At 41.5% G+C, this 12,862-nt stretch carries 14 protein-coding genes; 8 read left to right on the top strand and 6 right to left on the bottom strand.

The genetic code is table 11. From position 1 onward, the window contains the following. Positions 1 to 15: 15 nt before the first annotated feature. Both B9T36_RS18250 and B9T36_RS18245 read right to left on the bottom strand, forming a co-directional pair. Positions 16 to 510, bottom strand: coding sequence for an acyl-CoA thioesterase (locus B9T36_RS18250; protein ID WP_086210845.1), 495 nt, complete (start codon positions 508 to 510; stop codon positions 16 to 18). 115 nt (positions 511 to 625) lie between these two features. Further along, the gene (locus B9T36_RS18245) at positions 626 to 2,005 is read right to left on the bottom strand and encodes a trypsin-like peptidase domain-containing protein (protein WP_086210873.1); all 1,380 of its coding nucleotides are present in this window, start codon (positions 2,003 to 2,005) and stop codon (positions 626 to 628) included. Between the two features lie 235 nt (positions 2,006 to 2,240). Here B9T36_RS18245 and nadB point away from each other — a divergent pair, with 235 nt between their 5' ends. After that, positions 2,241 to 3,872, top strand: a complete 1,632-nt coding sequence (gene nadB, locus B9T36_RS18240) for an L-aspartate oxidase (protein ID WP_086210844.1) — start codon at positions 2,241 to 2,243, stop codon at positions 3,870 to 3,872. Between the two features lie 54 nt (positions 3,873 to 3,926). On the opposite strand, the gene B9T36_RS18235 is transcribed toward nadB, so the two are convergent. The 4 genes from B9T36_RS18235 to pabC form a co-directional block, all read right to left on the bottom strand. After that, a complete protein-coding gene (locus B9T36_RS18235; protein WP_086210843.1) occupies positions 3,927 to 4,343 on the bottom strand; it encodes a PaaI family thioesterase in 417 nt (138 codons plus the stop codon). A gap of 89 nt (positions 4,344 to 4,432) precedes the next feature. Beyond that, positions 4,433 to 5,032, bottom strand: coding sequence for a dTMP kinase (gene tmk, locus B9T36_RS18230; RefSeq protein WP_086210842.1), 600 nt, complete (start codon positions 5,030 to 5,032; stop codon positions 4,433 to 4,435). Continuing rightward, positions 5,033 to 6,088, bottom strand: coding sequence for an endolytic transglycosylase MltG (gene mltG / locus B9T36_RS18225; protein WP_086210841.1), 1,056 nt, complete (start codon positions 6,086 to 6,088; stop codon positions 5,033 to 5,035). A 1-nt stretch (position 6,089) separates the two neighbouring features. After that, a complete protein-coding gene (pabC, locus tag B9T36_RS18220; RefSeq protein WP_086210840.1) occupies positions 6,090 to 6,902 on the bottom strand; it encodes an aminodeoxychorismate lyase in 813 nt (270 codons plus the stop codon). Positions 6,903 to 7,066: 164 nt separating this feature from the next. On the opposite strand from pabC, the gene B9T36_RS18215 reads away from it, so the two are divergent. From B9T36_RS18215 to B9T36_RS18185, 7 genes are all read left to right on the top strand, one after another. Next, complete coding sequence (locus B9T36_RS18215; RefSeq protein ID WP_086210839.1) at positions 7,067 to 8,077, top strand: sulfate ABC transporter substrate-binding protein; 1,011 nt, start codon at positions 7,067 to 7,069, stop codon at positions 8,075 to 8,077. A gap of 38 nt (positions 8,078 to 8,115) precedes the next feature. Beyond that, complete coding sequence (locus B9T36_RS18210; RefSeq protein ID WP_086210838.1) at positions 8,116 to 8,721, top strand: RBBP9/YdeN family alpha/beta hydrolase; 606 nt, start codon at positions 8,116 to 8,118, stop codon at positions 8,719 to 8,721. Between the two features lie 85 nt (positions 8,722 to 8,806). Then, positions 8,807 to 9,640, top strand: coding sequence for a sulfate ABC transporter permease subunit CysT (gene cysT, locus B9T36_RS18205; RefSeq protein ID WP_086210837.1), 834 nt, complete (start codon positions 8,807 to 8,809; stop codon positions 9,638 to 9,640). Further along, positions 9,637 to 10,518: a sulfate ABC transporter permease subunit CysW gene (gene cysW, locus B9T36_RS18200; protein WP_086210836.1), complete on the top strand. Its 882-nt coding sequence runs from the start codon at positions 9,637 to 9,639 to the stop codon at positions 10,516 to 10,518. Before cysT ends, cysW begins: the two co-directional genes overlap by 4 nt. Before the next feature lie 12 nt (positions 10,519 to 10,530). Next, positions 10,531 to 11,592, top strand: a complete 1,062-nt coding sequence (locus B9T36_RS18195) for a sulfate/molybdate ABC transporter ATP-binding protein (protein WP_086210835.1) — start codon at positions 10,531 to 10,533, stop codon at positions 11,590 to 11,592. 56 nt (positions 11,593 to 11,648) lie between these two features. Further along, entirely contained in the window at positions 11,649 to 12,572 is a 924-nt protein-coding gene (locus B9T36_RS18190; RefSeq protein WP_086210834.1) for a CysB family HTH-type transcriptional regulator, read from the top strand. Positions 12,573 to 12,704: 132 nt separating this feature from the next. Further along, on the top strand, positions 12,705 to 12,862 hold a 158-nt coding region (locus B9T36_RS18185), incomplete at its 3' end, for a DUF4372 domain-containing protein (protein ID WP_139841375.1).

Here is a 12,862-nt window from a genome sequence, read left to right as displayed (position 1 = left end):
TAATACGCTTCCTTCTCACAACTCAGACGCTTTTTTACGTTTTTCGCTTCGTACTGAGCTTTTTGAATAATCCATTGAAAAATCTAGGGCATTCACATCTTTTGCAAGCGGTTGGTAAGCTTGGGTAAAACCGGGTGACATTCGTTTCGGGCGTCCCGTTTCAATTTCAACACATGCCCACTTGGTTTGTGCAACAAATAAAATACTATTGTCTTTAGGTCTATAAAACACATACTGGCGTGATGAATATAAAGCGTTTATATCGTCAAACCATGTTCGTAAGATGATTTCATCCGCTTCAAATGCAGCTTTTCGGTACTGCACATGATGCTCAACCGCAACCATGGCATGTTTTAATTCAATATACTCTTTTAAGCCCAAACCCAAAGCATCAATATGTGCTGTTGCAACATCCTGCATCCAATGCATATAAACCACATTATTCACATGGCCCAACTGGTCGATATGTTCTGCTTGTACCTGAAGATTTAAATCAAAAATACTACTCATAAGAACTCTATCTAATCCCCATTTCCCCGAAGAATGTCGCAGTGTACGCCAATCAAAGACAGCATCAAATTGCAAAAAATAAAAAACCACTCTTACGAGTGGTTTTTACACTTATTTATTGGATACGCATACCCAAGATGGCTGGTGTACCTTGTCGAATGATTCCAACCCGAGCAACCTGACCTTTTTTCAAATCAGATACAGCCTGAACAAAATCATTGGTATCAGTAATCAACTTGTTATTAATACGAGTGACGACATCTCCAGCGGTCATACCTGCCTGTGCAGCTGCTCCACCACGCTTCACTTCTTGAATGAGAACACCACCTTTTAGCTTTAATTGAGATGATTCAACTGGCGATAAATTACGAATCGCCACACCTAGAACAGGTCCTTTTGCTTGTGCAGTTGCATCTGACTTTGCTGGTGTATCATCTGGTGCAGTGGTCAGTGTCGCTGAAATATTGCGCCTTTTATCGTCACGTAAAATCTCTAACTGTACCGTTTGATTTGGCATAGTACGGTTTAAATAATTCAATAATTCAGATGTTCGTGAAATCGGTGTTCCATTGAATTTTAAAATAATATCGCCTGCTTTTAAGCCTGCTTTTTCTGCAGGTGAATTTGGCTGTACATTGGTAATCAGTGAACCTTCTGGTTTCGGTAAATTATAAGATTCAGCCAAATTGCGGTCTAAATCTTGTAAATTGAAACCTAAATAAGAACGTGTGACTTTACCTGTTTTCTTCAGTTGGTCAGCAATGTCCATGGCAACGTCTATAGGAATCGAAAAAGACAGTCCCATATACCCGCCCGTACCACTGAAAATACGTGAGTTCACCCCAACCACTTCACCCTGTTGATTAAACAATGGCCCACCTGAGTTCCCAGGGTTTAAAGCTACATCAGTTTGAATAAAGGGTACAGACGTTTCCCCCATCATATTACGCATCTTGGCACTGACAATACCTGCTGAGGCAGAGTAATCAAAACCAAAAGGAGAGCCAATCGCAAGCACAGGTTCGCCTACACGCAGTTGGTCAACATTACCGGCACGGAGTGATGGAAAATTTGTGCCATTCACCTTAAGTAAGGCCACATCGGTTCGTTCATCGCTACCCACCACGGTCGCATCCAGTTCACGGCGGTCATTAAACATAATGGTGACTTTCGATGCATCTTCTACAACGTGGTGGTTTGTCAGCAAGTAACCATCTTTACTAATAAAAAATGCGCTGCCATAAGCCGTTTTTTCTTGCGGTGCTTGCTGCTGTGGAATAATGACTTGATTGCCAAAGAAACGCTTTAAAATTTCAGGTATCTGCTGTTGCATTAACTCTTCTTGAGTCATTTTCTTTACAACATTGACACTGACTACCGCAGGGCTGACTTGCTCAACTAAATTTGAGAAATCAACAGGTGCTGCCTGTGTTTGTACGGCAGCCATTGTGCATGCAACAGCAAAAAAAACAGTGTGTATAGCGCGACTTTTCATATCAAGCATTGACCTATGTGTTTGTTATCAATTTATGTATTAGCGTTTTTAGCATAAAGTTTGTCTATCTTGGGTAATAATATGTTCTATTATGTTTGTATAAACAGATGCTTAAACTTTGCTTAAAAAACAAGTTCTTTATTTATATTTTCCATAATTTGAATAGATATTGCCCTTGCCTTTTTGTGAAAAAAGCGCTGTGATTAGCAAACTTTTTCCAAATTAGCTGACGGACATGTCTAATTTAAGCACAACGCATCATTTTGATGTGATTATTGTGGGAAGTGGCGGTGCAGGCCTGAGCTTAGCCTTATCGTTGCCTCAACATTTCAATATTGCTGTTCTTGCAAAATCAAACCTGACCGATGCAAGTACCTTCTATGCGCAAGGTGGCGTTGCTGCTGTTTTAGACGAAACGGATTCTATCGAACAGCACATTGATGACACCATGATTGCTGGTGCTCATCTTTGTGAGGTTGATGCCGTTAAACAAACAGTTGAAGGTGGTAAACCTTCTGTTGATTTTCTGCTGAAACATGGCGTGCAATTTACGCTTGATGATCAAGAACAATTGCACCTGACCCGTGAGGGTGGGCATTCACAGCGCCGTATTATTCATGCTGCAGATGCTACAGGCCGTGCCATTTCAACAACCTTAGTTGAACGTGCAATTGAAAAAGACAACATCACTATTTTTGAAAATTATATTGCGATTGATTTAATCACCTCTCAAAAATTAGGCTTAGAAGAACAGAATAATCGTGCTCTCGGTCTTTATGTACTGGATGAAAAGACTGAAAAAGTCCATACATTTTTAGCACCTTTCACTGCTTTAGCCTGTGGCGGGGCAATGAAAGCCTACCTGTATACTTCAAACCCTGACATTGCAACAGGTGACGGTATTGCCATGGCTTTTCGAGCAGGCTGCCGCGTGGCCAATATGGAATTTAACCAATTCCACCCAACCTGCCTTTATCATCCACAAGCACGCTCTTTTCTGATTACTGAAGCGATGCGCGGTGAAGGTGCTTATCTGCGTCTACCCGATGGTGAACGCTTTATGTTGCGCTTTGATGAGCGCGCTGAACTTGCACCCCGCGACATTGTGGCACGTGCCATTGACTATGAAATCAAACGCTTAGGTATTCGTCATGTCTGGCTCGACATTAGTCATAAACCCGAAAGTTTCATTAAAGAACACTTTCCGACCTTGTATGCACGTTTGCTCGAACTTGGCATCGACATTACCAAGGAAATGATTCCTGTAGTTCCTGCTGCGCACTATACCTGCGGCGGTGTCGTGGTTGATGAACATAGTCAAACTGACATTCAAGGTTTATATGCGATTGGTGAAACATCATATACAGGTTTGCATGGCGCTAACCGTATGGCGAGCAACTCACTCTTAGAATGTTTTGTGTATGGTATGAGTGCTGCGGAACACATCGAGAAAAGTTTTGATTCAAATTACCAATCTCCAACGGCTCCAGCTTGGGACGATTCCCAAGTGACAAATCCTGATGAAGATGTGGTGATTTTGCAAAACTGGGATGAACTGCGTCAGACCATGTGGAACTATGTCGGCATTGTCCGCACCACAAAACGTCTTGAACGCGCACTCCACCGTATTGAAATGTTGAAGCGGGAAATTACCGAGTATTACCAAGATTATCAAGTCAGTAAGAACTTAATTGAGCTACGGAATTTGGTTTTAGTCTCTGAAATGATCGTGCGCTGTGCTATGGAACGCAAAGAATCTCGTGGTTTACACTACACTTTAGATTACCCTGAGCTATCAAATGAACTGCGTAAAACGGTACTTACTCCGCCCAACTTCGAAGTTGAAACACCTTTAGTGAACAGCTAAATTTAACCCCTAATAAAAGCCTGACTATCAGGCTTTTATTTTAAAATTATCATCTTAGGATTTTGGCGGAATAGAATATGTGCCCACCACATGTGCAATCGGCTCATCCTTCCCGACAGAATATAACCACACATCACCAACCACCAGCGCTTTGCCTACCTTCATCAGTTTACACTCACCACGTATATTTGCTGACGCAACAGGTTTACTGAGAAAATTAATCGACAAATTAGTGGTCACAGCTAAACCGACTATCCCAATCTCTCCTAAAATAGCAATATACAGCGCATAGTCAGCAAGGGTCATCATAGTTGGGCCTGAAACCGTACCGCCTGGTCGCAAGTCGCGGTCATCAACTTGATAGAGCACCGTTGCAGCACGCTCAGTGACTGACTCAATACAACATTTTTCTAAACTTTGTGGAAATTCCTTTTCTAAAAAAGCCACAATTTCGGTTAAGTTACTTTTCATTTTCCCTGCTATTTACAATCCTTTGTGACTGACTATAAAAGAAAAATTCATTTCACTACAATCCCGAAATGGAAATTTCAGGATAGTTTTTAGTTTAAATATTGCAACGCTTGTGCAAAAACCTGCTCTGGTGACTGGGTCGCATCCAAGCGTTTGACCCGCTCAGGATACTGCTCCCAGAGCTGCTGATAACCTGCCCGTACTTTTTCAAAAAAAGTGACTTTTTCTTGTTCAAAGCGGTCTAAAGCCCCACGTTCACGTGCGCGCGACATACCTGTTTCAATCGGTGCATCGAGCCAAAATGTAATATTTGGCATATGACTCACAAAGTGATCATTCAAGAGTTGCAACTTCGACTGGCTTAAACCGCGTCCTGCACATTGGTAAGCAAAGCTCGCATCGGTAAAGCGGTCGCATAGTACTGTTTTTTGTTCAGTCAATGCAGGAACAATCACTTGCTGTAAATGCTGTGCACGTGCTGCATACATTAACAATAGTTCCGTGTCATTTGACATCGACTCTTCATGATTAACAGAGAGTAACAAGGCACGGATTTGCTCAGCCATCGGTGTACCGCCTGGTTCACGGGTTAAAACAACCTGTTGGCCTTGTTGCTCTAGATGCTCATAAATTTTGCGAATCAGTGTGGTTTTACCGACACCTTCTGTGCCCTCAAAACTAATAAACATCTATTCACCTTTCTTGGTTTTTAAAACGCTGAGATATTCTTGTACAGCTTGATTATGCTGCTCCAAAGTCTCACTAAATGTGTGACCACCATTCCCCGTTGCAACAAAGTAGATGTTTTTGCTGTTGTCTGGATGCATGGTGGCTTCAATGGCTTTTTTACTTGGTAAAGCAATTGGCGTTGGCGGTAAGCCATTGATGGTATAAGTATTATAAGCGGTTGGCGTACGTAAGTCTTGGCGGCTAATATTGCCTGTATATTTATCCCCCATACCATAAATCACGGTTGGGTCCGTTTGCAAACGCATACCGAGTTGAAGGCGACGCGCAAACACACCTGACACTTGCTCCAGTTCACGATCAACATTGGTTTCTTTTTCAATGATAGAGGCCATGATCAAGGCTTCGTATTTGTCTTTATACGGCAAATTTGCCGCACGGTTTGCCCACGCTTCATCTAAAGTTTTCATTTGGCGTTTGTATAAATCCATTAAGATTTTTTTGTCCGACTCACCTTTAGCAAAAAAGTAAGTATCTGGCGCAAACAGTCCTTCTGCATGGTCATAAGGAATCTCTAAAGCTTTTAAAAGCTGATCCATGGGCAAATTAGACACTTCTTTTTTGACGAGAACATCTTTTTTTAACGCTTCAACCAGTTGTTTAAAAGTCGTGCCTTCTATTACCAATATACGGTTCATTTGCGCATTATCGACATTGGAAATCATATCCAAAACTTGGCGAATACTCATACCTTCATGTACTTCATAAACGCCCGCTTTCAGCGTGTCATGAATAAAAATCTTTTGATAGAGCTTTAAAATAATCGGAAAATTTGCAATATCATCTTTGGCCAAACGGTCGATAAAACCAGAATAGGTATCGCCTGAATTAATGGCCAGTAATTGCTTTTTGCCTTCAATCGGATAGGACTTAAATAAACTTGACCACAGTACAACCATCACTAAAACAAGGATGCTTACAGCAATCAATAACAAAGCTTTGATTTTACGTTTGGGCGGTTGTATTTTCTTTTTCGATTTGGTTTTGGCTGCGGACATACTAGTGCATCTGATTAAGTTGAAGACGATAAAACAAATCTATACATGGTTGAACATCTAAATGCTGACGGTTCAAACTTTTGGCTATTTTCATAGGGCTCAAGGCATTGCAAAAAAATACACTTTGAAAGCGTGAAATTTCTTCCATATCAACCATTCTCAGCTCACAGGCAATACCTTGCTGTTGCATACGCGCCAATATTTCTGCGCGCATAACGCCATGCACGCCATTATAACGAAGTTCAGGACTAATCCACCGATCATTTATCAGAATGAAACAATTACTGCTCACACCTTCAACAACAGAACCTTGTACATCGGTCACTAATGCTTCCAACCAGCCTTGCTGCTCTGCCTCACGCTTGAGTAAAACTTGCTCTAAACGATTCAAACTCTTCACACCGACCAACTGTGGCATATTCAAGCCCATCGCAAGTTGCAGCACTCCTGAATCAATTTCACTGTATGTCAACGCTTCTAATGCTTGCGGATAAAAAAAGACCCAAACATCCGCAGGCTGTGTTGGCAAACTATAACCTCGTTGCCCTTCACCCCGACTGACCACAATTTTCATAGTGCCATTTAAATTTACATGGTCTTGTTTGAAAAGTTCGATGGTTTGTTGAATATAAGATAAGTCTGCTGACAACAGCAAACGCTCACAGCCCAAATGCAAACGAGCTATATGCAATGACTCTAATTCAATCACACCATTACAAACTCTTGCCGTAGTAAAACATCCATCACCATAATGAAATGCACGGTCTAATAATTCTATTTGTTTGACTTTTTCTGCATTTTTATAGCATTGCATATCTATTTGCCTTGAAACAATGATCCGCCTTAGTTTAATGAATTCAGCGCAGAACCTCTTTTCATTTTTATTCATATAAAATTCGTTTTTTATTATTTTTTTAGCAATAAGACTCGCAGTATTCTTGGCTCATATTTAAAAACGCTTAAAATTTGAGGTCTCACATGAGCTTATCGAAGTTAAAAATCGGGGTACTAGCAACGCTAGTTTCAGTTACATCTTTTGGCGCAGTCGCAAAAGATTTTCTAAATGTCTCGTATGATCCAACACGTGAGTTGTATGAAAATGTCAATAAACAGTTTGGGGCATATTGGAAGCAGCGTACTGGACAAGACATCAACTTTAAACAATCCCACGGTGGTTCAGGTAAACAGGCGCGTTCAGTCATTGATGGTTTAGGTGCAGATGTCGTAACACTTGCACTTGCAGCGGACATTGACGTGATTGCTGAAAAAGCAAAACTCTTACCAACCAACTGGCAAAAGAAGCTTCCAAATAACTCGACCCCGTATACATCAACAATTGTATTCCTCGTACGTAAGGGTAACCCTAAAGGTATTAAGGACTGGGGTGATTTGGTTAAACCTGATGTTGCGATTATCACACCAAACCCAAAAACTTCTGGTGGCGCACGTTGGAACTATTTAGCCGCTTGGGCTTGGGCAAAGCATCAACCTGCGGGCAATGATGCCAAGGCACAAGAATTCGTGCGTAAAATTTATAAAAATACCAAAGTACTTGACTCAGGTGCACGTGGTGCAACCACAACTTTTGCTGAACGTGGCATTGGAGACGTCTTACTCGCATGGGAAAACGAAGCTCATTTAGCACTTCGTGAACAACCAGGTAAGTTTGAAATTGTGACTCCATCACTGTCTATCTTGGCTGAACCACCTGTTGCTATTGTTGAAAAGAATGCAGAAAAAGACGGCAATCTGAACTTAGCCAAAGCATATTTGAACTATTTATATTCGCCAGCGGGTCAAGAAATTGCAGCAAAAAACTTCTATCGCCCACGTAATGCAAGCGTCTTGAAAAAATATGCAACCACATTCAAACCGTTGAAGTTGGTGACCATTGATAAAGAATTTGGTGGTTGGACCAAAGTACAAAAACAACACTTTGAAAATGGTGGTGTGTACGACCAAATCGTGAAAGCGAATACTGCAAAATAAGCAACGAATCAAGTAAACATCTGTAAGGGAGCATCGACATGATTCATACTGTAATTGTACCGGGCGTGGGTGGGAGTGAACATGACCACTGGCAATCATGGTTACAACGTCAGCTCAAGTCGTGCTCTCGTGTACAGCAACAGGATTGGAATAAACCTGTACTCCATGAATGGATTGAACAATTTGTCAAAACAGTGCAGTCCGTTTCAGAACCCATCCAAATTGTGGCGCATAGCTTTGGATGCTTAACCACAGTTGCGGCATTAGCTCAGCATCCAGAACTGAATCAGAAAGTTAAAAATCTTGTTTTGGTTGCGCCAGCTAATCCCGCACGCTTTGGGGATTTAGGTTTTGCACGTGATAGTCAAAATGACTATCAGCAATACTTTCACCACCTTAAAATTCAAGTTCCGACACAAATGATCATTAGTGAAAATGATCCTTGGTTAGGTTTTGAAGATGCAATGCAACTTTCTAAAGCTTGGAAAATTAAACCTAAAAATTTAGGTCAAGTTGGTCATATCAATGTTGCATCAGGTTTTGGTCCATTTCCTGAAATTTATGATTTTTTGATTTCAGAAAATGTACTAAAAAATGTCGATTTCCGCAATGAAAGCAATTATTTATTTAAATTTGCTATTTAAACACTGCAAATAATGTTTGTGCCGAAATTTAGTTTTATTTGGGCTGACCACTTTTGAGTCAGTCTTCTCTCTTTGAGGAGTAATCATGTCGCAGCGATCCCGAGTGCTGCCAGGATTTGGTCTTTCTCTAGGCTTTACCCTAGCATATCTGTCATTAATTGTTTTGATTCCGTTGTCTGCCGTTTTTATTAAATCCTTAGGCATCGGTTGGGATGGTTTATGGGAAATTTTAAGCTCAGAACGCATCTTAAAATCTCTACAGCTCAGTTTTAGTGCTGCATTAATTGCTGCGTTTATTAATGTGGTCTTTGGTTTATTACTAGCATGGTGCTTGGTTCGTTATAGCTTCCCGGGCAAACGTATTGTCGATGCTTTGGTCGATTTGCCTTTTGCCTTACCCACTGCGGTTGCAGGTATTGCACTGACTTGTCTTTATGCGCCTACAGGCTGGATTGGTCAGTATCTTGAGCCTTTAGGGATTCAAGTGGCATACACTCCAATTGGGATTACTCTAGCCCTTATTTTTATTGGTATTCCTTTCGTAGTTCGTACCGTCCAACCTGTACTGAGCGACTTGGAAACTGAGTTAGAAGAAGCAGCATCGGCATTGGGTGCAAACCGTCTGCAAATTGTCACGAAAGTCATTTTTCCGATTTTATTTCCAGCACTTATCACGGGTTTTGCTTTGGCATTTGCACGTGGGGTCGGTGAATACGGCTCGGTGATCTTTATTGCAGGCAATCAGCCTTTCAAAACTGAAATTGCGCCACTCATGATTATTTCGCGTCTAGAAGAATATGACTATGCAGGTGCAACCACGATTGCTGTCGTCATGTTAGTGCTGTCATTCGCTATTTTATTCCTGATTAACTTGTTACAGGCATGGGCCAGCCGCCGCACAGGGAGAACTGCACGATGAATATCAACAGTAATGCACTGGCTGAAAAACTCCAATCGCGTGATGCGACACGTGAACCCACTTGGGTTCGCTACACCCTGATTACTATTGCTCTGCTGTTCTTTCTGAGCTGTTTGATCTTACCGCTGATTTTGGTGTTTGTTGAAGCCTTTAAACAAGGTGTGGGCGTCTATACCCAAGCCTTGGTTCATCCTGATACATTATCTGCGGTCAAACTCACTTTATTAACTGCTGTGATTGCGGTTCCACTGAATGTGGTATTTGGTGTTGCAGCAGCATGGTGTGTTGCCAAATTCAACTTCCGTGGTAAATCAATCCTAACCACGATTATTGATATGCCTTTTTCTGTGTCACCTGTTATCGCAGGTTTAATGCTGGTGTTGATTTTCGGTACACAAGGTTGGTTTGGCGGTTGGCTCATGGATCATGACATCAAGATTCTCTATGCTGTTCCTGCCATCGTATTGGCAACGATCTTTATTACTGTTCCTTTTGTAGCACGTGAGCTGATTCCTCTAATGGAAGCTCAGGGAACTGAAGAAGAAGAAGCGGCGATTGTCCTTGGTGCATCAGGCTGGCAAACATTCTGGAAAGTAACCCTACCCAACATTAAATGGGGTCTGATTTACGGAGTCATTCTGTGTAATGCACGTGCCATGGGTGAATTTGGTGCAGTATCAGTAGTTTCTGGACACATTCGTGGTGAAACCAACACTTTGCCATTGCACGTTGAGATTCTCTATAACGAATATACTTTCAGTGCTGCTTTTGCTGTGTCTTCACTGTTGGCGCTATTAGCGATTGTAACGCTTGTTTTAAAAACATGGGTTGAGCTACGCCAAGAAAAGCAAAACAAACAAAATGATTCAACCGTTTAAAGGAATGACCTCATGAGTATTCAAGTTAAAAATATTGAAAAACACTTTGGTGCATTCCATGCGCTGAATAACATTTCCCTCGATTTTCCTGATGGTCAATTGGTTGCGTTACTTGGCCCATCAGGCTGTGGTAAAACCACTCTACTCCGCATCATTGCGGGGCTTGAGTCTGCAGATGGCGGTCAAGTCATCTTAGAAGGTGAAGATGCGACCAATGTCCACGTACGTGAACGTGAAGTCGGTTTTGTATTTCAGCACTACGCATTGTTCCGCCATATGACTGTATTTGAAAATATTGCTTTTGGCCTTCGTGTACGACCACGTTCAACACGTCCTTCTGAAGCTGAAATTAAAAAACGTGTCACACGTTTGCTGGATCTAGTCCAATTGGGCTTTTTGGCAGATCGCTACCCTGCGCAACTCTCAGGCGGTCAACGTCAACGTATTGCGTTGGCACGTGCTTTGGCCGTTGAACCACGTGTACTATTACTGGATGAACCTTTTGGAGCACTAGATGCCAAAGTACGTAAAGAGCTCCGTCGTTGGCTACGTACACTGCATGATGAATTACATATTACTTCCATCTTTGTCACCCATGACCAAGAAGAAGCACTTGAGGTTGCAGACCAAATCATCGTAATGAACAAAGGTAATGTCGAACAAATTGGATCACCACGTGAAGTGTATGAAAAGCCTGCAACGCCGTTTGTATTCGATTTCCTTGGTCAAGCAAACCGTTTCGAAGGACAAAATAATGCAGGCACAATCCAGATTGGTGAAGACCGTATTCAATTAGACAGTTTACGCAATGCACCATCTGGTGAAGTCATCGCCTTTGCCCGTCCAGATGAATTACGTATCCATGCGCAGCCTCAAGACAATGCCATTCAAGCAACCTTTGTTCGTGAATTATGGATTGCAGGAAAAGTAGTTGCTGAATTACATGATCGTCAAGGTAAACTGATTGAAATATCACTCACGGCAGAAGAAGCAAGATTACACCAATTTAGACCGAACCAAACGGTATGGTTAAGCCCTTCTAACTTACATTTATTTGCAAAACCTGCGGCTTAAAACCAAGATGAAGGGGCATGTTGAATGCCTGCTTCATGATAAAAGAGATCCAAAATATGAACTTTCAACAACTTAGAATTATTCGGGAAACGGTGAGACAAAATTTCAACCTTACCGAAGCCTCTGCCGCACTGTACACCTCTCAGTCAGGCGTCAGTAAGCATATTAAAGACCTAGAAGATGAATTAGGTGTTCAACTGTTTATTCGTAAAGGAAAACGCTTACTCGGTTTAACCGAACCTGGTCAAGCCCTACTGGGTATTGTTGAACGTATGTTGGTCGATGCCGATAATATTAAACGTCTTGCAGATGATTTTAATCGTGTCGATGAAGGAACATTAACAATTGCAACAACGCATACACAAGCACGTTATGTATTGCCGCCTATTGTTAATCAATTTAAAAAAGAGTTTCCAAAAGTTCATCTCATTTTGCAACAAGCGAGCCCTGTAGAAATTACTGAGATGCTTCTTCAAGGCGAAGCCGACATTGGTATTGCGACTGAATCACTCACCGCAGAAGATAATCTGGCCAGCGTACCATTCTATAATTGGCAGCACAGTATTATTACCCCACAAAACCATCCACTGGCAAGCAAACAAAATATTAGTATTGTAGACTTGGCGGAATATCCACTGATTACTTACCATGGTGGTTTTACAGGCCGTTCAAAAATTGACAAAGCTTTTGAAGATGCTGGTGTAGATGTTGACATCGTCATGTCTGCTCTAGATGCCGATGTCATTAAAACCTATGTCGAACTCAACATGGGCGTTGGTATTGTCAATAATGTAGCCTATGATGTTGAACGCGACTATCGTTTAAAACAAATCCCAACCGATATTTTTGGTCTCAACACGACATGGATTGCCGTGCGTAAAGGTCACTTACTACGTGGTTATGGCTATGAATTTATTTCACTCTGCTCACCAGATGCGGATATTAAAGCACTGAAAAGAGTCGCTTATCCAGAAGACTAATTTATTAATACTTTCAAAAAGAGGCTAACGAGCCCACTGCTGTCCCATAGTTAGACTTAAATAAAAAAACCTGAGTCCAAAGTAGTTAAAATATAAGTGCGAACAAACACTTCAACTACAAGGATTCAGGTTTTGTCACATCAGAATACTGTATTTCATCAATTACTCAAACCCATTTTAAGACAAGATTTTGAACGTCTTGCAAAACAATACCATCAAGGACAAAAATTAAGATCTGCAACACGATGGGATCAATTTATTGCTATTTTGATGTCTCAATTATCATGTCG

Origin of the sequence: Acinetobacter sp. ANC 4204, assembly GCF_002135205.1 — a bacterium.
Lineage (GTDB): Bacteria > Pseudomonadota > Gammaproteobacteria > Pseudomonadales > Moraxellaceae > Acinetobacter.
The sequence above is the reverse complement of the archived record's forward strand: the minus strand, read 5'-3'. Positions and strand labels throughout refer to the sequence as shown.